The organism is Amycolatopsis sp. 505, assembly GCF_031625235.1.
Taxonomy (GTDB): domain Bacteria; phylum Actinomycetota; class Actinomycetes; order Mycobacteriales; family Pseudonocardiaceae; genus Amycolatopsis.
In genome coordinates this window covers 358,592-378,484 of record NZ_JACKQP010000011.1, presented here as the reverse complement: position 1 = coordinate 378,484, position 19,893 = coordinate 358,592, and the positions used below count along the sequence as shown (strand labels likewise).

At 72.0% G+C, this 19,893-nt stretch carries 21 protein-coding genes; 13 read left to right on the top strand and 8 right to left on the bottom strand.

Going from position 1 to position 19,893, the window contains the following annotated elements:
* Nucleotides 1–43 precede the first annotated feature (43 nt).
* Nucleotides 44–1,012, top strand: coding sequence for a YafY family protein (locus H5965_RS37215; RefSeq protein ID WP_310975727.1), 969 nt, complete (start codon nt 44–46; stop codon nt 1,010–1,012).
* On the opposite strand, the gene H5965_RS37210 is transcribed toward H5965_RS37215, so the two are convergent.
* Nucleotides 981–1,460, bottom strand: a complete 480-nt coding sequence (locus H5965_RS37210) for an SRPBCC family protein (RefSeq protein ID WP_310975726.1) — start codon at nt 1,458–1,460, stop codon at nt 981–983. The genes H5965_RS37215 and H5965_RS37210 overlap by 32 nt on opposite strands.
* Nucleotide 1,461: 1 nt before the next feature.
* On the bottom strand, nt 1,462–1,797 hold the full coding sequence (locus H5965_RS37205; protein ID WP_310975725.1) for a metalloregulator ArsR/SmtB family transcription factor: 336 nt from the start codon (nt 1,795–1,797) through the stop codon (nt 1,462–1,464).
* A 192-nt stretch (nt 1,798–1,989) separates the two neighbouring features.
* On the opposite strand from H5965_RS37205, the gene H5965_RS37200 reads away from it, so the two are divergent.
* The 6 genes from H5965_RS37200 to H5965_RS37175 all read left to right on the top strand — a co-directional run bounded on the left by H5965_RS37200 (nt 1,990) and on the right by H5965_RS37175 (nt 8,143).
* Nucleotides 1,990–3,207: an ROK family transcriptional regulator gene (locus H5965_RS37200; RefSeq protein WP_310975763.1), complete on the top strand. Its 1,218-nt coding sequence runs from the start codon at nt 1,990–1,992 to the stop codon at nt 3,205–3,207.
* A gap of 101 nt (nt 3,208–3,308) precedes the next feature.
* The gene (locus tag H5965_RS37195; protein ID WP_310975724.1) at nt 3,309–4,328 is read left to right on the top strand and encodes an ABC transporter substrate-binding protein; all 1,020 of its coding nucleotides are present in this window, start codon (nt 3,309–3,311) and stop codon (nt 4,326–4,328) included.
* Nucleotides 4,325–5,098, top strand: coding sequence for an ABC transporter ATP-binding protein (locus tag H5965_RS37190; RefSeq protein ID WP_310975723.1), 774 nt, complete (start codon nt 4,325–4,327; stop codon nt 5,096–5,098). Before H5965_RS37195 ends, H5965_RS37190 begins: the two co-directional genes overlap by 4 nt.
* The gene (locus H5965_RS37185) at nt 5,095–5,940 is read left to right on the top strand and encodes an ABC transporter permease (RefSeq protein WP_310975722.1); all 846 of its coding nucleotides are present in this window, start codon (nt 5,095–5,097) and stop codon (nt 5,938–5,940) included. Before H5965_RS37190 ends, H5965_RS37185 begins: the two co-directional genes overlap by 4 nt.
* Nucleotides 5,937–7,250: an LLM class flavin-dependent oxidoreductase gene (locus tag H5965_RS37180; RefSeq protein ID WP_310975721.1), complete on the top strand. Its 1,314-nt coding sequence runs from the start codon at nt 5,937–5,939 to the stop codon at nt 7,248–7,250. Before H5965_RS37185 ends, H5965_RS37180 begins: the two co-directional genes overlap by 4 nt.
* A complete protein-coding gene (locus H5965_RS37175; protein ID WP_310975720.1) occupies nt 7,247–8,143 on the top strand; it encodes a TauD/TfdA family dioxygenase in 897 nt (298 codons plus the stop codon). The genes H5965_RS37180 and H5965_RS37175 overlap by 4 nt, the downstream gene beginning before the upstream one ends.
* Before the next feature lie 311 nt (nt 8,144–8,454).
* On the opposite strand, the gene H5965_RS37170 is transcribed toward H5965_RS37175, so the two are convergent.
* The gene (locus tag H5965_RS37170) at nt 8,455–9,642 is read right to left on the bottom strand and encodes an amidohydrolase (RefSeq protein ID WP_310975719.1); all 1,188 of its coding nucleotides are present in this window, start codon (nt 9,640–9,642) and stop codon (nt 8,455–8,457) included.
* A gap of 79 nt (nt 9,643–9,721) precedes the next feature.
* Here H5965_RS37170 and H5965_RS37165 point away from each other — a divergent pair, with 79 nt between their 5' ends.
* A complete protein-coding gene (locus H5965_RS37165) occupies nt 9,722–11,182 on the top strand; it encodes an aminotransferase class I/II-fold pyridoxal phosphate-dependent enzyme (protein ID WP_310975718.1) in 1,461 nt (486 codons plus the stop codon).
* A gap of 42 nt (nt 11,183–11,224) precedes the next feature.
* On the opposite strand, the gene H5965_RS37160 is transcribed toward H5965_RS37165, so the two are convergent.
* The gene (locus H5965_RS37160; RefSeq protein WP_310975717.1) at nt 11,225–11,704 is read right to left on the bottom strand and encodes a hemerythrin domain-containing protein; all 480 of its coding nucleotides are present in this window, start codon (nt 11,702–11,704) and stop codon (nt 11,225–11,227) included.
* A 96-nt stretch (nt 11,705–11,800) separates the two neighbouring features.
* Here H5965_RS37160 and H5965_RS37155 point away from each other — a divergent pair, with 96 nt between their 5' ends.
* Nucleotides 11,801–12,895: a glutamate--cysteine ligase gene (locus H5965_RS37155; RefSeq protein ID WP_310975716.1), complete on the top strand. Its 1,095-nt coding sequence runs from the start codon at nt 11,801–11,803 to the stop codon at nt 12,893–12,895.
* Nucleotides 12,896–13,059: 164 nt separating this feature from the next.
* Here H5965_RS37155 and H5965_RS37150 read toward each other — a convergent pair whose 3' ends face one another.
* The gene (locus H5965_RS37150; RefSeq protein ID WP_310975715.1) at nt 13,060–13,440 is read right to left on the bottom strand and encodes an STAS domain-containing protein; all 381 of its coding nucleotides are present in this window, start codon (nt 13,438–13,440) and stop codon (nt 13,060–13,062) included.
* Nucleotides 13,441–13,546: 106 nt separating this feature from the next.
* Between H5965_RS37150 and H5965_RS37145 the strand changes: the two genes are divergently transcribed.
* Entirely contained in the window at nt 13,547–14,680 is a 1,134-nt protein-coding gene (locus H5965_RS37145; protein ID WP_310975714.1) for a glutamate--cysteine ligase, read from the top strand.
* A gap of 8 nt (nt 14,681–14,688) precedes the next feature.
* Nucleotides 14,689–15,681 (top strand): iron-containing redox enzyme family protein, encoded by a 993-nt coding sequence (locus H5965_RS37140; RefSeq protein WP_310975713.1) that lies wholly within the window; start codon nt 14,689–14,691, stop codon nt 15,679–15,681.
* A gap of 41 nt (nt 15,682–15,722) precedes the next feature.
* Here H5965_RS37140 and H5965_RS37135 read toward each other — a convergent pair whose 3' ends face one another.
* On the bottom strand, nt 15,723–15,935 hold the full coding sequence (locus tag H5965_RS37135; protein WP_310975712.1) for a CDGSH iron-sulfur domain-containing protein: 213 nt from the start codon (nt 15,933–15,935) through the stop codon (nt 15,723–15,725).
* Nucleotides 15,922–16,641 carry a methyltransferase gene (locus tag H5965_RS37130; RefSeq protein ID WP_310975711.1) on the bottom strand — a complete coding sequence of 240 codons (720 nt, stop codon included), beginning with the start codon at nt 16,639–16,641 and terminating at the stop codon, nt 15,922–15,924. Before H5965_RS37130 ends, H5965_RS37135 begins: the two co-directional genes overlap by 14 nt.
* 154 nt (nt 16,642–16,795) lie before the next feature.
* Here H5965_RS37130 and H5965_RS37125 point away from each other — a divergent pair, with 154 nt between their 5' ends.
* Nucleotides 16,796–16,960, top strand: coding sequence for a hypothetical protein (locus H5965_RS37125; protein ID WP_310975710.1), 165 nt, complete (start codon nt 16,796–16,798; stop codon nt 16,958–16,960).
* 63 nt (nt 16,961–17,023) lie between these two features.
* Here the strand turns inward: H5965_RS37125 and H5965_RS37120 are convergent, their stop codons facing one another.
* Nucleotides 17,024–18,292: an ATP-grasp domain-containing protein gene (locus tag H5965_RS37120; protein WP_310975709.1), complete on the bottom strand. Its 1,269-nt coding sequence runs from the start codon at nt 18,290–18,292 to the stop codon at nt 17,024–17,026.
* Nucleotides 18,293–18,375: 83 nt separating this feature from the next.
* Here H5965_RS37120 and H5965_RS37115 point away from each other — a divergent pair, with 83 nt between their 5' ends.
* Nucleotides 18,376–19,878, top strand: coding sequence for an FAD-dependent oxidoreductase (locus H5965_RS37115; RefSeq protein ID WP_310975708.1), 1,503 nt, complete (start codon nt 18,376–18,378; stop codon nt 19,876–19,878).
* Nucleotides 19,879–19,893: the final 15 nt, after the last annotated feature.

The window sequence follows — 19,893 nt, the reverse complement described above, 5'->3', positions numbered from 1 at the left end:
ATTGCGGAAGACTTCCTTCCGCGATTCGTGCGATCCTCGAAAAATGTTGCAGACCTCCGCTCGCCTCCTGCGGCTGCTGTCGCTGCTCGAAACGCGGCGCGACTGGACCGGCGCCGACCTGGCCGACCGGCTCGGTGTCTCCGCGCGCACCGTCCGCACCGCCATCGGCAAGCTGCGGGAGCTCGGCTATCCGGTCGAGGCCGCCCCGGGCGTCCAGGGCGGCTACCGCCTCGGCGCGGGCGCCCAGCTCCCGCCGCTGCTGCTCGACGACGACGAAGCGGTGGCCGTCGCGGTCGGGCTGCGGACGGCGGCGGGGGTCGCCGGCATCGGCGAGACGTCGGTGCGCGCGCTGGCCAAGCTGGAGCAGGTGCTGCCGTCCCGGCTGCGGCACCGGGTCCGGGCCCTGCAGACCGCGACGGTCGCGGTGCCCGGCGGCGGCCCGTCCGTCGACGCGGACGTCCTGACCGCCATCGCGGCGGCGATCCGGGCGAGCGAGCGGCTGCGCTTCGACTACACGAGCCACCAGCGCACGCCGAGCCGCCGCGACGTCGAACCGCACCGGCTGGTCAGCTGGGGGCGCCGCTGGTACCTGGTCGCCTGGGACACCGCCCGCGCCGACTGGCGCACCTTCCGCGTCGACCGGATGACGCCGAAGGTGCCGAACGGCCCGCGGTTCGCCCCACGCGAGCCCCCGGAGGGCGACGTCGCGCAGTTCGTCCAGCGCAGCGCGGGCGCGGCGACCTGGCGGTTCCACGCCCGGGTGCGGCTGCACGCCTCGGTGGAGTACGTCCGGTCCCGGCTGCCGATCGCGGTCGACGTGACACCCGAGGGCCCGGACCGCTGCGTCGCCGAGGTCGGCTCCGACCACGCGCAGATGCTCGCGCTGTACTTGGGCATGCTCGACGTCGACTTCGAGGTGCTCGACGCACCGGAGCTCGCCGACGCGCTGGCGAAGACGGGCGAGCGGTTCCTGCGCGCGGCTAACGCAGGGAGTCCGCCAGCTCCTGGATGAGCTCCATCTGCCCCCGCGCGCCGACCTCCATGCCGGACTGCAGGATGGTGTCGCGCAATTCCTTGCTGCCGGTCTCGGTCAGCAGCTCCAGGCGCGTGCGGTCGCCGTCGAGGGCGGTGAAGGTGACGGTGTTCAGCGGGCCGTCCACCTCATCGAGGTCGACGCCGGGCATCTCGAACACCTCGGTGTAGACGATCCGCTCTTCGGGCACGATTTCGCGGTACTCGCCGTGGAAGCCGACCTCGGTGCCGTCGTCCGTTTTCAGCACGTACCGCCAGCGGCCGCCGGGCCGCAGGTCCAGCTCGACCTCGGTGGTCGTGCCGCGGTGGCCGCTCCACCACCGGCTCACCAGCTCCGGGGTGGTCCACACGCGGTAGACGAGGTGCTTGGGCGCGTCGAACTCGCGCGTGATGAGGATCCGGTCGTCGGCGGGGGTGGTGATCTCCACGTCACTGCTCCTGTTCCTTGAGTTCCTCGAGGACGTCGTCCATCAGGTCGAACCGCGCCGCCCACGTCCGTTCGTAGCGCTTGACCCAGTCGTGGATGGGCTTGAGCGCGGCGCCGTTGAGCCGGTAGAGCCGCTGCCGCCCGTCGCCGCGCACGTCCACCGCACCGACCTCGCGCAGCACTCGCAGGTGCTTCGACACCTGGGGCTGGGCGAGGCCGAGCAGGTCGACGAGGTCGCCGACCGACCGCTCACCGTCCATGAGGACGTCGAGGATCTGCCGCCGCCGGGGTTCGGCCACGGCGTTGAAGGTGTCTGCCGTCGTCGCTGCTCGCGCCACGCGGCTCATCATATGCCCATATGGGTATGCGTCAAGCCCGCATCCTCGCCCGCCGGTCACCACCCCCGGGTGCCGCGAATGACTCATTCGGGACGTCGGAGGTCCCGAATGAGTCATTCGCGACCTCGGCGGGCGGCCACCCACATCCTGGGCACGCTGGGCGCGCGCCGGTTCGTCTGCCACGATCGGGCGATGACCAGCCGGGCGGAGAGTCCACAGAGGACTGACGCGCGCGGTGCCCGGCGCAGCGCCAGTGCGAGCGCGGTCCTGCGGGCCGTGCTCGACGGCGGCCCGATCGCGCGCAGCACCATCGCGCGCCGCACCGGGCTGTCCGCCGCCGCCGTCACCGGGCACACCGCCGAACTGCTGCAGCGCGGACTGCTGCGCGAACTCCCGGAAGCCGAGTCACGCGGGGGTGTCGGGCGGCCGCACGTGCCCGTCGACCTCGACACGGACCGGCACGTCGCCGGCGCGCTGCACCTGGCCGTGCACCACGCCACCGTCGCCCTGCTCGACCTGCGCGGGAATGTCCTGGTGCAGCACGAAGAACCGCACGACGGCCTGGCCGCCGAAGACCTGCTCGCCCGCGCCGCCGAGATCTTCGACGACCTGCTGCTCGGGCACGCGCCGGACCGTGAGCCGCTCGGGCTCGGGGTCGCCACCGGTGGCTGGGTCGATCGGGCCTCCGGCACCGTCGTCGAACACCCGCTGCTCGGCTGGCGGAACGTGCCGGTCCGCGACCTCCTGGCCGGCAGCACCGGGCTGGCCGTGGAGGTCGACGGGCACGCGCGGGCCCTGGTGCACGCCGAACGGCTCTTCGGCCACCCGCGGGCGCGGGACAGCGTCGTGCAGCTGTTCACCGGCAACGTCGTGGACGCCGCGTTCGCCACCGGTGCGACCGTGCACCACGGGCCGCGCTCGGCCGCCGGGGCCGTCGCACACCTGCGGGTCGACGACAGCACCGAGCCGTGCCGGTGCGGGCGCACCGGTTGTCTCGAAGCCGCCGTTTCCGAAGCGACCCTCGCCCGCAAAGCCGCGGAAAGCGGATTGCTCGCACGCCCGGACTTTCCGGAATTGCTCGCGCTCGCGACCGGAAAAGATTCCGCGGCGGTGCGGATGTTCCAGGAACGCGCGCGGCTCATCGGCCAGGCGGCGACACTCCTGCTCGATGTGCTGAATCCGGCCGTGCTCGTGGTGGTCGACCGCAGTGTAGCCCACGTCCCGAGCTGCCTTCCCATCATCCGGGACGAGGTGGGGATCCGGTCCCGCTGCGTCAACCCGGCGGAAACCGTTGTGGGCACGAGCTTCCCGGGCACCGAGCTGGCCACCGCCGGCGGGGCGGTGCTCCTGGACGTCCTCTACGACGACCCGCTCGGTCCACTTCCGACACGGTGGTCCCGCGCTTCGTGAAGCGCACGAGTTATTTCACGAACTCGCAAAATTGACCGCCCGTCCGGGGGCCGCCGACAATTGCTGCATCCCCACCGACTCCCGGAACGGACGAAACCACCGTGAAGAAAACCCTGCCCCTGTTCGCCGCCGCCGTGATGCTGCTGGCCGGCTGCGCTTCGGCGACGGCCACCGGTGCGCCCGGGCAACCGGAGAAGCTGGAGCTGCGCTACCAAGGCAGCGCGAACGCCGTCACCCTGCCCGAACTCGCCGAAGACCTGGGCTACTTCGGCCCGGTCAAGCTGAAGTGGGTCGGCAACACGATCAGCGGCCCGCAGGACATCCAGTCCGCGGCCACCGACCAGACCGACTTCGGCGGCGCCTTCACCGGCGCGGTCGTCAAGCTCGTCGAAGCCGGGGCGCCGGTCAAGGCGGTCGTCAACTACTACGGCTCCGACGACAAGACCTTCCTCGGCTTCTACACCAAAGAGGACAGCCCGATCCGGACCGCCCGCGACCTGATCGGCAAGAAGGTCGGCGTCAACACCGCCGGCGCGAACCTCGAAGCCGCGCTCGACACCTGGCTCCAGGGGCAGGGCCTCTCCGGCGACGAGATCAAGCAGGTGCAGCTCGTCGTCATCCCGCCGGTGAACGCCGAACAGGCGCTGCGCAACGGCCAGCTCGACGTCGCCGCGCTCCAGGGGATCCTGCAGGACCACGCCCTCGCGGCCGGCGGCGTCCGCCCGCTGTTCACCGACGTCGGCGCGTTCGGGGCCTACAACGGCGGCCCGTACGTGCTGCGCACCGACTTCATCAAGAAGTACCCGGAAACCGCGAAGATCTTCGTCTCCGCCGTGGCCAAGGCGATCGAGTGGGAACGCACCACCCCGCGCGACGAGGTCATCGCCCGCTTCACGAAGATCATCAAAGCCCGCGGCCGCAACGAAAGCACCGACACGCTGAAGTACTGGAAGAGCGTCGGCATCACCCGCGGCGGCCTCATCTCCGACGCGGACTACACCCGCTGGGAGCCGTGGCTCAAGCAGGAGGGCTACCTCAAGCACGACCGGATCGACACCTCGAAGCTCTACACCAACGAGTTCAACCCCTACCGCGACGGCGCCCCGGCGGTGAGCAAGTGATCAGCATCCGCTCGGTGACCAAGACCTTCGGCGCCCTGACCGCCCTCGACGACGTCTCCCTCGACATCGCCGACGGCACGTTCCTCTCCCTCGTCGGCCCCAGTGGCTCGGGCAAGTCGACGTTGCTCGACCTGCTGGGCGGCCTCGCCACCCCGACGTCCGGCGAAGTGCTGATCGACGGCGACCCGGTGCGCGGCCCGGGGCTCGACCGCGGAGTCGTCTTCCAGCAGTACGCGCTGTTCCCGTGGCGCACCGCCCGCGCCAACGTCGAATTCGGCCTCGAAGGCGGATCGCTCGGGAAGCGGCAACGGGCCGAACGGGCACGCGAATACCTCGCCCTGGTCGACCTGTCCGGCTTCGAGGACCGCTACCCGCACGAACTGTCCGGTGGGATGAAGCAGCGGGTCGCGATCGCCCGCAGTCTCGCCTACGACCCGGCCGTGCTGCTGATGGACGAGCCGTTCGCCGCGCTCGACGCCCAGACCCGCGAGCAGCTGCAGGAGGAGCTGCTGCGGATCTGGCGCCGCACCGGCAAGACGATCGTGTTCATCACCCACGGCATCGACGAGGCCGTCTACCTGGGACAACGGGTGGCGGTGCTGACGTCGCGGCCCGGGCGGCTCAAGGCCGTCGTCGACGTCGACCTCGGCGACCGTGCCGGGGACGTGCGCTCCGGGCCCGAGTTCGGCCGGCAGCGCCACCGGCTCTGGGAACTGCTGCACGACGAGGTCCGCAAGGCGGCCGAACACGAACGGAGCGCGGCCCGATGACGACCACCACCATCGAAGCGCCCGCAGTCCACACCAGACCCAGCGAGCCGCCGCCGAAATCACGCAGGTTCGGGAAGACGCTCACCCGGGCCGTGCACGCCTCCGCCGCGGTCGTCCTCTTCGTGCTGCTCTGGGAGCTGGTCCCCCGGTTCGTCCTCGACGAGAGCACGCGGACGTTCCTGCCGCCGCTGTCGGAGGACCTCCAGGCCCTGTGGGAGCTGACCCTCGACGGCGAGCTGGCCGACCACCTCCTGGCCAGCGTCGGACGGTCCGCCGCCGGGTTCGCCGTGGCCGTCGCGGTCGCCGTGCCCCTGGGCCTGCTGATCGGCTGGTACCGGCCGGTGGCGCGGTTCCTGCAGCCGCTGCTGGAGCTGGCCCGCAACACCGCCGCGCTGGCGCTGCTGCCGGTGTTCACGCTGCTGCTGGGCATCGGCGAGCTGTCGAAGGTCAGCCTGGTGGTCTACGCCTGCGTGTGGCCGGTGCTGCTCAACACGATCGCCGGGGTCAACACGGTCGACCCGCTGCTGGTCAAGGCGGCCCGCTCGCTCGGGCTGTCCAGCCCGCGGCTGTTCCGGAAGGTGATCCTGCCCTCGGCGGTGCCGACGGTGTTCACCGGCATCCGGATGGCGGCGTCCTATTCGATCCTGGTGCTGGTCGCCGCGGAGATGGTCGGTGCGAAGGCCGGGCTCGGCTACCTGATCAACACGAGCCAGGTGAACTTCCAGATCCAGCAGATGTACGCCGGGATCATCGCGGTCTCGGTGCTCGGCGTCGTCGTCAACGCCGGCTTCGTCGGCCTCGAACGGCGGTTTTCCACCTGGCGTCCCAAGGAGAAGGCATGATGCACCTCAACGCGTTCGTGATGCCGAACGGCCACCACGAAGCCGCGTGGCGGCACCGTTCGACCGACCCGCACCGGGCCCGGACGCTGCAGCACTACGTCGACCTCGCGCGCACGGCCGAGCGCGGAAAGCTCGATTCGATCTTCCTCGCCGACGGCGTGGCCCTGTGGGGCAACGTGAAGCACAACTCCCACAGCCACTTCGAACCGCTGACGCTGCTGTCCGCACTGGCCGCGTCCACGGTCCACATCGGACTGATCGCGACGGCGTCGACCACCTACAACGAGCCCTACCACCTGGCCCGCAAGTTCGCCTCGCTCGACCACCTCTCCGGTGGCCGCGCGGGCTGGAACATCGTCACCTCGGCCGGTATCGACGAGGCCCGGAACTTCAACCTCGCCAAGCGTCCGTCGCACGAGGTGCGGTACGACCGGGCCGAGGAGTTCGTCGAGGTCGTCAAAAAGCTGTGGGACAGCTGGGACGACGACGCCGCGGTCGTCGACCGGCCCAGCGGTGTCTACGCCGACACCGACCGCATCCACGCGATCGAGCACGACGGACCGCACTTCCAGGTGCGGGGCCCGCTCAACATCGAACGCCCGCCCCAGGGACACCCGCTGCTCGTGCAGGCCGGGTCGTCGGAGACCGGCAAGGAGTACGCGGCCCGGCACGCCGAAGCCGTGTTCACCGCGCAGCAGACGTTCGCCGAAGGCAAGGCGTTCTACGACGACGTCAAGGGCCGGCTCGCGACGTACGGCCGCGCGCCGGACGAAATCAAGATCCTCCCCGGGATCTCGCCGATTCTCGGCCGCACCGAAGCGGAGGCCCGCGAACGCGAGGCCGAGCTGAACGCGCTGATCATCCCGGACTACGGGCTGCGGCAGCTGTCGAAGATGCTCGACCACGACGTCACCGGCTACCCGCTCGACGGGCCGCTGCCCGACGTCGGCAGCTTCACCGAGGGCGGCCAGAGCCGGTTCGACCTGGTCGTCGGCCTGGCCCGGCGGGAAGATCTCACCATCCGGCAGCTGCTGGAACGGCTGGCCGGCGGGCGCGGGCACCGCGTCTTCGCCGGGACGCCGGTCCAGGTCGCCGACGAGCTGGAGGCGTGGTTCCGCGGCGGTGCCGCCGACGGCTTCAACGTCATGCCGCCCACCCTGCCCGGCGGGCTCGACGACTTCGTCGACCTCGTCGTCCCGGAGCTGCAGCGGCGCGGCCTGTTCCGCACCGAGTACTCCGGCACCACCTTGCGCGAGCACTACGGCCTCGCGCGGCCCGTCAACCGCAACCGAGTGAAGGAGCCCGCATGACCACCATCGGCACCGACGTCCGCAAGCTGACCGGGAGGATCGGCGCCGAGATCGTCGGCTTCGACCCGGCCGGCGACCTCGACGCCGCCCAGGTGGCGTTCCTGACCGACGCCCTGCACGAGCACAAGGCGCTGGTGTTCCGGAACGTCCGGCTCGACGACGAGGGCCAGCAGCGATTCGCCGCGCACTTCGGCGAGCTCACCAAGGCGCACCCGACGGTGCCCGCCGTCGAGGGCGCGCCGGCGATCCTGCCCGTCGACAGCGAGCGCGGGCGCGCCAACCACTGGCACACCGACGTCACCTTCGTCCTCAACCCGCCGAAGGCCAGCACGCTGCGCAGCCTCGTGGTGCCGCCCTACGGCGGGGAGACGCTGATCGCGAACGCCGCCGCGGCCTACCGGGACCTGCCGGAGCCGCTGCGGGCGTTCGCCGACACGCTGCGGGCGGTGCACACCAACGACTACGACTACGTGCAGCCGCCGGAGACGGTGGACGAGCAGGAGCGCGAGCGCCGGGCGCAATTCGTCTCGCTCAAGTACCGGACCGTGCACCCGGTGGTGCGGGTGCACCCGGTGACCGGCGAGCGCGGCCTGTTCATCGGCGGGTTCGCCCAGCGGATCGAAGGCCTGTCGGTGACCGAGTCCCGGGACCTGCTGCGGCTGCTGCAGTCCTACGTGACGCGACCGGAGAACGTCGTGCGCGTGGCGTGGGAGCCGGACCAGCTGGTGCTGTTCGACAACCGGATCACCCAGCACTACGCGATCGACAACTACGACGGCCTGCCGCGGCGGCTCAACCGCGTCACGGTGGCCGGCGACGTCCCCGCCGGCATCGACGGGCGGCCCAGCGAGTCGCTCGAAGGTGACGCGTCGCACTACACCTCCGTCGCCTAGTCAGGTCCCGTCCGCGCCCGGGTAACCGGGCGCGGACGGGAAGGAGTGGTCGGCCGGGCCGCCGCGCCAGGTCCGGCGGGCGCCGGAAAGCACCATGGCGCTACGCCGCCGACCTGGTCGCGCGGCTCGGCTGCACGGTGACGCTGCCGGTCTACCCGCTGGTCCCACGGGATCGACGCCGAGCGCATCGTCGTCTCCGGTGACTCCGCGGGCAGCGCGCTGGCCCGGGATGTTCCACAACTGGCTCATGCAGGCGATCCCGGAAGGGGGCGAGGCGATGAACCACGTGGAGCGCCTGCGGCGGCGGCCGGTCAGCGCCCGTTCCGCGCCAGGTCCCGGAAGCAGTCCCACGCGCGGCTGACCAGCGCCGGGTGCGTCCGCAGGTCGATCACCGTGCGGGCCAGCGCCGCCGCCGAGGCCAGCATCGCCGCCCGGCCGCGCGGACTCGCCGCCGCCTCGGCGAACTCGGGCGTGTGGTCCGACTTCTCCTCCGCGGTGATACCCACGAACGGGTGGATCGCCGGGACCCGGACGCTGACGTCGCCGATGTCCGACGACCCGAGGAAGACCCCCGGCGCCGGCGGGGTCGCGTGGATCCCGCAGGCCGCCAGGTGCTCGGTGAACCGCTCCGACAGCACCGGGTTGTCGCGGAAGTGCGCGTACCCGCGCCCGAGTCGTTCGACGTCGACCTTCGCCCCGGTCGCCAGCGCCGCGCCTTCCGCGCACGTCGTCACGTCCTCGACCAGGCGGTCCAGCGCGTCCGTCGTCAGCGCGCGGAGGCCGAACCGGCCTCCGGCGCGGTCGGGGACGATGTTCGTCGCCTCACCGCCTTCGGTGATGATGCCCTGGACGTGCGACCCGGTGGGCAGCCGCTGGCGCAGGGCCGAGATCGCCCCGAACGCCTGGATCAGCGCGGCGAGGGCGTCGATGCCGTGCTCCGGGTCGCCGGTCGGGTGGGCCGCCCGGCCGTGGAAGGTCACCTTGACCTCGACCTGCGCGGTCAGCGGCGCCCACGACCACGAGTGCACGCCCGGGTGGATCATCAGGGCCGCGTCGACGTCGTCGAAGACGCCCGCCTCGGCCATCGCGACCTTGCCGCCGCCGCGTTCTTCGGCGGGGGTGCCCACGGCGAGCACCGAGCCCGGGGTGTCCCCCAGGACGTCCTTGGCGGCCAGCGCGGCCCCCAGTCCGGCCGCGGCGATCAGGTTGTGCCCGCAGGCGTGCCCGAGCCCGGGCAGGGCGTCGTACTCCAGCAGCAGCGCGACGCACGGCCGCCCTTCACCGGCGCGGGCGACGAACGCCGTGGGGAGCCCGGCGATCCCGGTCTCCACGGCGAAGCCGTCGGCGGCCAGTTCGCCGGTGAGCTGCTCGGCGGCGGCGTGCTCCTCATAGGACAGTTCCGGCCGCTCGTGCAGCGCGGTGGCGACGGCCCACAGCCGCTCGTCCAGGTGCTCGATGCGCTCGTCGGCCCGCTCGTGCAGCTCCTCGTGCCACTCCATGCCCTCCGGGATACCCCAACCACGCGCGGTCACGCCACCGGGGTGTTTCCCGCGGACCACGTCCGGCTACTCCGGCGCCATGGACCACAGCAAGGCACCGGTGCTCGAGGCGCTGCGCGACTACCACAGCGCCGGCTACGTCCCGTTCAACGCCCCCGGCCACAAACAGGGCCGCGGCGTCGATCCCCGGGTCCTCGACATCGTCGGCGCCGACGTCTTCAAGTCCGACGTCATCGCGCTCAACGGCCTCGACGACCGCCTGATGCGCCAGGGCGTGCTCGCCGAAGCGCAGGAGCTGATGGCCGACGCGGTGGGCGCCGAGCACACGTTCTTCTCGACGTGCGGCAGCTCGCTTTCGGTGAAGAGCGCGATGCTCGCCGTCGCCGGTCCGCACGAAAAGCTGCTCGTGCCGCGGCACGTCCACAAGTCGGTGATCTCCGGGCTGATCGTCAGCGGCGTCCGGCCCGTCTGGGTCCGGCCGCACTGGGACGCCGAACGGCACCTGAGCCACCCGCCGGGCGTCCGGGAGTTCGCGGAGGCCCACGAGCGCGATCCCGAGGTCAAGGGCGCCCTGGTCGTGACCCCGACCGACTACGGCACCTGCGGCGACCTGCGCGCGATCGCCGAGTGGTGCCACGACCGCGGGCTGCCGCTGATCGTCGACGAGGCGTGGGGCGCGCACCTGCCGTTCCACGACGGACTCCCGCCGTGGGGCATGAACGTCGGCGCCGACGTGTGCGTCACGAGCGTGCACAAGATGGGCGCGGCGGTCGAGCAGAGCTCGGTCTTCCACCTGCAGGGCGACCGCGTGGACCCGAAGGTGCTGAAGGCGCGCGAGGACCTGCTGGGCACGACGAGCGCGAGCTCCCTGGTCTACGCGGCCCTCGACGGCTGGCGCCGCCAGATGGCCGAGCACGGCAAGGAACTGCTCGAAGGTGCGCTGACACTCGTGGAGTCGGTTCGCGGCCGGCTGGGCGAGCTGGGCGTCACCGTGCTGCACGACGAATTGCTCGGCCCGGACCTCGCCGACTCGGCCGACCCGCTCAAGGTCGTCCTCGACCTCGATTCCCTCGGCATCAGCGGGTATCAGGCCGCCGACTGGCTGCGCGCGAACCGGCGCGTCACGGTCGGCCTGTCCGACCACCGGCGGATCGTGGCCCAGTTCACCCACGCCGACGACGAAGGGACCGCGGGCACGCTGCTCGACGCCGTCGAAGCGCTGGTGAAGGCCGCGCCGTCGTTCGAAAAGCCGCCGAAGGTGGATCTGCCGTCGCCGCGGGAGATGGAGCTGGAGACGGCGATGCTGCCGCGCGACGCGTTCTTCGGCGAGACCGAGCAAGTGCCCGTGGCGGAAGCGGCCGGCCGGATCGCGGCCGAGATGATCACGCCGTACCCGCCCGGGGCGCCCGGCGTGCTGCCCGGCGAGGTGATCACCCAGCCGATGCTCGACTACCTGCGCAGCGGGCTCCGCGCGGGGATGCAGCTGCCCGACCCGGCCGACTCCGAACTCGAGTCCATCCGGGTCGTCGCGAAGCAGTGACCGCGAGGGCGCCGCTTCCCGGGAAGCGGCGCCCCCCCTCCGTCAGGCCTTGGCGCTCTTGAGTTCCAGGGGGTTCTTGGGGGCGTCGGAGCGGGCGTCGATCATCCGCTGCCCCAGTTCCTGCAGCTGCTTGCGGCCCATCGCCGAGCGGACCTCGGGGAACCACTCGTCCTCTTCTTCTTCGACGTGGTGGCGGACGTTCTCGGTGAGCACGGTGACCTTGGCGTCGAAGGTCTCGTCCTTCGGGTCCATGCCGAGCAGTTCCGACAGCATCCACACCACGACGTGGTGCTCCTCCACGCTTTCCAGCACGTGGTCCTTGGTCTCCGGCACGGCTTCCCGCGCGGCCGGGTAGAAGATCTCCTCCTCGATGTAGGCGTGGACGGTCAGCTCTTCGATGATCGAGTCGGCGATCCGGCGCTTCTCGTCGTACGCCTCCTCCCCCGCCTTCTCGAATTGCTTGAACAGCTTCTCCACGGTCTTGTGATCGTTCTTGAGCAGCACGATGGCGTCGGTCGACATGGACGGTCGGATACCCGCTGCGCGCGCGGGAAAACCCGGTTTGCCCGAACCGTCCGCCGGGTATTCGTCCGGTCCCCGACCCCCAGGAGAACACCGGTGAACCAACCGACGGGCGATGTGCTGACGTTCGGCATCGAAGAGGAGTTCTTCGTCGTCGACCGCCACGGGCACCTGTCCCACGCCGGCGACGACGTCGTCGACGCGGCCGAAGCCGCCGGAGACGACCAAGGCGAGCTGCAGCACGAGCTGACGCGGTCCCAGGCCGAAGCCGCCACCGACGTCTGCCGGACCCACACCGAAGCCCTGCGCCAGTTGCGCGGGCTGCGCGATGACCTCGCGGGCGCCGCCCGCCGGCGCGGGTACCGCGTGCTGCCGGCCGCGTCCCCGCTGCTGTCCGAAACGAACCCGCCCGTGATCACGCCGAACCCGCGCTACGAGCGGATGGCCGAGCACTTCGGCGCCACCGCCCGGACGTCGCTCACCTGCGGGTGTCACGTGCACGTGGCGATCCCGGACAAGGAGAGCGGCGTCCAGGTCCTGAACCGCATCCGGCCGTGGCTGCCGGCGCTGCTCACGGTGACGGCGAACTCGGCGATTTCCGACGGCTACGACACGGGTTACTGCAGCTGGCGCTACCAGCAGTGGAGCCGCTGGCCCTCGGCCGGACCACCGCCGCGCTTCGCTTCGCTGGACGAGTACGAGAGCATCGTCGACGGCTGGCTGCGCGCGGGCTCGATCCTCGACCGCGGAATGATCTACTGGGACGTCCGGCTCTCGGACAAGCAGCCGACGCTGGAGTTCCGCATCGCCGACGTCGCGGCGGTGCCGGAAGACGCGGTGTTGCTGGGTGTGCTGGCGCGAGGCTTGGTCGCCACGGCACTGGCCGACGACGGCCCGGCGCCGCAGCTGTCGAACGAGGTGCTGCGCGCGCAGCTCTGGCGGGCGTCACGCGAAGGGGTGACCGGCTGCTGCCCGCACCCGAAGAGCGGGGACTTGGAGCCGGCGAAGGCGGTACTGGACGACTTGGTGGAGCTGACGGCCCCGGCCCTGGAAGCGGCCGGGGACTTGGACTTCGCGCGAGAAGGGACGGCCCGCCTGGCCGCCGAAGGCGGCGGCGCCGACCGCCAGCGGCGGCGGTTCGGGGAACGGCAGCGGGCCGAGGACGTGGTCGACCTGCTCACCGGCGACTAGGAAGCCTCGCACCCCCACACAATGAGGCCCGGCAATCCCCACTGGCGCGATGCGTAAATGTTCAGTCACACGCGGCCTACGCGAGGCGCGCTGAGCAAAGGTCGAGCGAGTGCAAGGCAGCGGAGATGTACGTCGCCGAAGCCGGAAGGATGGTCGGATTGAGCCTAATCCTGAAGCCGGTCGAGCAATTCCAATGCCCGGACCGCGGCATGCGACCGGCCGGGGTCGATCACCAGGTGAACGCCCACCGCCTCGGCGTACCGGTGCGCCCGCAACAGCACGCGGATGCCCGCCGCGCCGAGGAAGCACACCTGGCCGAGGTCCACGCGCAGCACTCCGGGGCGTGCTCGGACGTGCTCGTCCAGGACCGCCGCCAACGCGGTCACCGAACACAGGTCCACCTCGCCCGTGACCTCCACGACCACTGCGTCCGGGCTCTTCCAGCGGAGGTGGCTCCCCTGGTCGCCGTCGGACGGGGCGCGGGGTGACGGCAGGCGGTGCGACGACGGAGCGCCGACCACCCGCAACCGCTCGTGAGTTGTCATGAGTGCGAGGTACCCGCGGCTGCCGAACCGCGAAACAAGCCCCGGGTCCAGGCGCATTTCCGCGGCCGGAGCGGGTAACCCCAGCCGGTCCGGAAGGAGGCTGCCCATGTCCGACGGCCCGCCCACGATGGGCGTCGAAGAGGAGTTCCTCCTCGTGAACCCCCGCACCGGGCACGCTTCGCCGTGCGCCGAGCCGGTGCTGGCCCGCTACCGCCACCACGGGCCGCTGCCCGACGGCGTCCGGGTGCACCGGGAGCTGCGGCTGACGCAGCTCGAAGCCGCCAGCGGAGTCTGCACGACCGCCGACGAGCTCCGGTACCAGCTGACCGCCGCGCGCCGGGTGCTGGCCGGCGCCGCCGCGGCCGAAGACTGCGCGTTGCTGGCCACCGGGACGCCGGTCGGGCCCGGGCCGGCCGCGGAGCCACCCGCGAGCACCGGCCGGTACGCCGAGATCGACGCCGTCTACGGCGCGGTCGTCGCCGACTACGAGGCCTGCGGGTGCCACGTCCACGTCGGCGTGCCCGATCCCGACACCGCGGTGGCCGTCGTCAATCACCTCGGCCGGTGGCTGCCGACGCTGCTCGCGCTGTCCGCCAATTCGCCGTTCGACCACGGGCGCGACACCGGCTACCACAGCTGGCGGATGGTCCTTCAGTCCCGCTTCCCCGGCTCCGGCGTCGCCCCGCACCTGCGCGGGTACGCCGAGTACCGGCGGGCCGTCGACACGCTGGTCGACTGCGGCGCGCTGGTCGACCCGGACCAGACGTTCTGGCTGGCCCGCCCGTCCGGCCGGTTCCCGACGGTCGAGTTCCGGGTCGCCGACACCGCCCTGACCGTCGACCACGCCGTGCTGCAGGCCCTGCTCAGCCGGGCCCTGGTGCAGCGGGCCCTCGCCGAGCTCTCCGAAGGCCGGGAGGCCACGCCGCTGTCCCCGCAGGTGGCCGCCGCGGCCGTGTGGGCCGCCGCGCGCCACGGCCTCGGCGGGGACTTGGTGGACGCCGCCGAGGCGACCCGCCGTCCGGCGTGGACGCTCGTCGACGACCTCCTCGCGCACGTCCGGGCGCCCCTGGAAGACAGCGGTGACCTGGCCGAGGTCCGGAAGCTCGTCGACGCGGTGCGCGACGGCGGTACCGGGGCCACGCAGCAGCGGGCGGTGGCCGGCCAGGAGACGGCGGCCGCGGTGCGGTGGCTCACCGCGGCGACCGTGCCCGCCGCGCATGGAACGCTGCTGACCGGGTAGCCGGGACCATGACGACTTCCACCACCGCGGCGGCCACCCTGCCGGCCGCGCGAGGCCCGCTTTCGGCTTCGGTGCTGGGCATCCTCCTGCGCGAACAGCCGCGGGCCGACCTGGACTTCGACGGTCTCGCCGACGCCGACCCGCTCGGCGACGACCTCCAGCTGGCCCTGCACCTGTGCTACGAACTGCACTACCAGGGCCTGCCGGGCGTGTCCCCCGACTGGGAGTGGGACCCGGAGCTGCTGCGCCTGCGCGGCGCGCTGGAGGCCCGGTTCCTCGCCGCGTTGCGCGACAACGTGGCGGGCGGCGACGACGTCCAAGCGGAACTCGACGGCCTGCTGGTCGAGCCGATCGACGTCGAAGGCGTCTCGCACCACCTGCGCGACCACGGTGATTGGACGCAGCTGCGGGAGTACTTCACGCACCGCTCGATCTACCACCACAAGGAGGCCGACCCGCACGCGTGGGTGATCCCGCGGCTGCGCGGCCGCGCCAAGGCCGCGCTGGTGGCGGTGGAGTTCGACGAGTTCGGCGGCGGCCGCGCGGAGCTCGTGCACGCCCGCCTCTACGCCGACCTGCTGCGCGCGGCCGGCCTGCCCGACGGCTACCTGGAGCTCATCGACCAGGTCCCCGGCTCGATGCTGGCGGTGGTCAACATGATGTCGCTGTTCGGCCTGCACCGGTCGCTGCGGGGCGCGCTGTGCGGGCACTTCGCGGCGGCGGAGATCACGACGGCGCCGTCCGCGCAGCGGATGGACCAGGCCCTGCGGCGCCTGGACGCGCCGGAGGCGTGCCGGTTCTTCTACACCGAGCACATCGAGGCCGACGCGGTGCACGAGCAGGTCATGCGCCACGACGTGCTCGGCGACCTGCTGGAGCAGGAGCCCGAGCTGGCCGCCGACATCGTGTTCGGCATCCAGGCGACCGAGTTCCTCGAGGGCCGCTTCGGCGAGCAGGTGCTGAGCCGCTGGAAGGCCGGCCGGTCGTCCCTGCGGAGCTGAGGCGAAACGGCCTCCCGGCTGGACCGGGAGGCCATCGCCCGTCAGTCGTCCGCCTGGGTGCGGACGCGTTTGCGGTGGCTGGTGTCGCAGAACGGGAACCGCTTGCTCCGCCGGCACGCGCACACCGCGACCAAGAACCGGTCGGAGCGCACCAGCTCGCCCTCGGGTGTGCTCAGCTCGACCGGTCCCTCCACCAGGATCGGGCCGCCCGGGACGACGGTCACCCGGCGAGGCCCACGCTCAGCGTTCGGCACGCAGCACCACCAGCTCTTCCACCCGCTGGCCGGGCTCGATCAGCCCGGCCGCCTCGAGGAACTCCGTCCGTCCGGAAAGGACCGGGCCGAACGGGATCCGGGCGTGCCGGGCCACCGTGGCCCGCAAGCCCTGCGCGGCCAGCATTTCCCGCGACTTGTCCACATCGGACAGAGCCGATTGCACGAGCAGCATCGTCCCACCCGGGCGCAGCAGCGTGCCCGCGGCGGCGCACAGCGGGTCCAGCAGCGCGCGACCGTCCGGGCCGGCGTCCCAGCCCCGGGTGGCCCGGACCGTCGCCGCCGGGGACGGCACGTACGGCGGATTCGCCACGACGACGTCGAACGGGCCCTCGCGCAGCGCTCTGGCGAGGCCGCCCCGGCACGGGCGCACGGCAAGCTGCCGGACCAGCGCGTTCAGCCGCGCCGAGGCCAGCGCCCGGCGCGAAAGGTCCACCGCCAGCACGGTTCCCGCGCCGCGGCGGGCCAGGGTGATCGCCTGCGCGCCGGTGCCGGTGCACAGGTCGAGGGCGCGGGCGCCGGGCGGGATCGCCAGCTCGGCGATCGCCGACGCGAGCAGGGCGGTGTCTTCCTGGGGGCGGTAGACGCCGGGCAGCCGCAGCATCCGCGGGGCGGGCGGCACGGGCGAGTGGACGACGGACCGGGCGGCCAAGGGGCCCGGGCGGACGGGTTCCGCCGACGTGGTCATCTGGGTCTCCTTCACCTCACCGCGGTCCCGGCGCGATCGCCGGTGACAACCGCGTCGCTCCCGGCTTACCCGGCGATCTTCGCGGCAAACGCCGGGGGTTGAGCCGTGCGCGGCGGGGGTATCCGCTGCGGAAACGACCGTGAAGGAGGACGAAATGACGTCCGAAGAGCGCACGCAGCACCCGACCGACCCCGCCGAAGGCGCCCGGGGCGACGACCCGCACGGCGACACCCCGGAAGCCCAGCGCGAGACCCTTCGCGGCGAGCAGGGCACGTCGACCGGGGACGAGCACGACGACAGCGACCCGCAGTCCGGCTGAAGCAAACGAAAAACCGGGGGTCGCGTTCGGACTGTCCGAACGCAACCCCCGGTTTTTCCGTGCTCAGTCGAATTCGAACGGCAGGGCGTCCACGCACGCCTGGTACTTCTGCACCATCTCGTGCTCGGTGTGCCCGGCGACGAACAGGTGCGCCAGCTCGAAGCTGTAGCTGTCCTGCTCCGGCAGGTCCGACAGCCGCTGCCCCACCTCCGGCACGATCTCGATCTGGGTGCCGTCGATGCGGTTCTGCACCGTCGCGATCTCCTCGGGCGTCGGCACGCGGGTCACGACGCCGTCCTCGAACCGGCGCAGGTACCACTTGCCGGCGATCTGGTAGGTGCCCTTGCGGGGCCGGCGGCCGGGGTCCTGGCCCAGGCCGAGGCGGACCATGATCTCGTGGTTGGCGACGCCGTCGACGAACTCGAACAGCTCGGCGTGCGACTGCGAGTGCCGCGGGTTGATCTCCAGCAGGCACACCTGGCCGGAGTCGGGGTCGCAGAAGAACTCGATGCTGAAGGTGCCGTTGTCGAAGCCGATCTGCTTCATCACGCGCTCGGCGACGTCGCGCATCCGCTGGACCGGCTCCTCCCCCAGCTGCGACGGGTACTGGTGGCGCAGGAAGGACGAGCTGTCCGGGTAGTTGATCGAGTCGAGCGCACCGTAGACGGTGACTTCGCCCTGGTAGACATACCCTTCGACGGCCGCCTGGACGCCGTGCAGCGCTTCTTCCGCAAGGCAGGCGGCCCCGCCGACCCGGGCGATCTCCGGCGGCAGGTCGACCTGGTCGAGGACGTAACCGAACGGCTCCCCCACCCGGCCGACGCCGGCCCGGATCTCGGCCACCGCGTCGGCGAATTCCGCGTCGTTCTCGGCCTTGAAGGCGAGCTCGGAGGAGAAGGACTTCACCGGCTTGAGCCACATGGGGTAACCGACGCCTTCCGGCGGGGCGGGCCGTTCGTCGTCGAGGTCGACGACGCCGAAGTTCGGCAGCTCGTCGATCACCTTTCTCTGCTCCAGCCGGCTCCAGTACTTGTGCTCGCACTTCAGCACCGCTTCGAGCGAAACGCTGGGCAGGCCGTAGCGGCCGCACAGGATGGGTACGAGCGTCGCGGCGGGGAAGTCCCAGTAGCTGACGATCGCGCCGACTTCGCCGTCGAACGCGTCGAGTTCGTGCTGCGCTGTCTTCAGCAGCGCTTCGAAGTCGATTTCGCCGTGTTGCAGCTCTTCGGGGGTCAGGAGCCCGTGGAACCGGTAGCTTCCGGCCCACGGCAGGCGATCCAGTACGCGCTGGTTCTCCTCGTCCAGGCCGATCACGAAGATGTCGGTACTCATGAGCTGGGGCTACCCGGGTTTTCGCGCGGCCGAAACGGGCCGGATGGCCGGTTTGGCCGGGCGTTCAGCGGGCATCCGAAGGCATGACAGCCCTGCCCGAACCGCTCTCGCTGTGGGTCGAAACCGCTCCCGCCCCGGATCGCACCGCCGTCCCGGTGCCGGAATCCGCCGACGTCGCGGTGCTCGGGGCGGGCATCGCCGGGCTCACCACCGCGCTGCTGCTCGCGCGCGCCGGCCGGTCGGTCGTCGTGCTGGAGGCCGAGCGGGTCGCGGCCGGGGTGTCCGGCCACACCACCGCGAAGGTCAGCGCCCAGCACGGGGCCAAGTACGCGGACCTGACGTCCCGCCACGGCGCCGGTGCCGCGAAGGCCTACGCCGGAACCCAGTCGGCGGCCCTCGAATGGGTGGCGGCCACCGCGGCCGAGCTCGGCATCGACTGCGGCTTCACCCGCGCCAACAGCTACGTCTACACGACCCGGGAAAGCACCGTCGACTCCCTCAAGCAGGAGGCCGACGCGGCCGCCGCGGCGGGCCTCGCGGCGTCCTTCACCGAGGACGTGGCGCTCGACGTGCCCGCGCTGGGGGCCGTGCGGACCACCGGGCAGGCGCACTTCCACCCGCGGCGGTGGCTGCTCGGCCTGGCCGCGGAAATCGAGCGGGCGGGCGGCACGATCGTCGAGCACGCCCGGGCGACCGCGCTCAACGGCCAGACCGTCCGGACCTCGCGGGGTGACGTCGTGGCGGGCGAAGTCGTCGTCGCGACCCACTACCCCGTGCTCGACCGCGGCCTGTACTTCGCCCGGCTCGACCCGGTGCGCGATCTCGTCGTCGCCGGCCCCGCGGCCGCGAACAGCGCGCCCGAGGGCATGTTCCTCGACGCCGACACGCACCACTCCGTGCGCGGCTACACCGAGCAGGGCACCCCGATGGTGATCGCCGGCGGCGAGCACTACCGGGTGGGCGCGCACGTCAACGTCGGACGCCGGTACGGGCGGCTCGCGGACTGGGCGGACAAGCACGCGGGCCTGCACCGCGTCACCCACCGCTGGTCGGCGCACGACATGTCCACACCCGACCTGCTGCCCTACGTCGGCCGCTACCTGCCGGGGACGAAGAACCTGTGGGTGGCCACCGGCTTCGGCCAATGGGGCATGACCGGTGGCACGGCCGCGGGGCACGTGCTGGCGGCGCGGATCCTCGGCGAGCCGCACCCGGCCGCGGACCTGTTCGACCCCAACCGCTTCGACGTGCGGTCCGTGCTCGAGGTGGCCCAGGACAACCTGACCGTCGCGAAGTACCTCGTCGGCGACCACGTCGCCGCGCTGTGGCGGTCCGAGAAGCTCGACGACCTCCGGCCCGGCGAGGCCGAGGTCGTCCGCGTGGGTGGCGAGCTCGTGGCGGCCCACCGCGACGACGCCGGAAAGCTGCACACCGTCGGCGCGCACTGCACCCACCTGGGCTGCCTGGTTTCGTTCAACGACGCGGAGAAGACCTGGGACTGCCCGTGCCACGGCTCGCGGTTCGGCGTCGACGGCGAAGTGGTGCAGGGCCCGGCGGTCCGCCCGCTGCGCCGCGGCCCGGAATGAGCCGCGGCGCAAGCC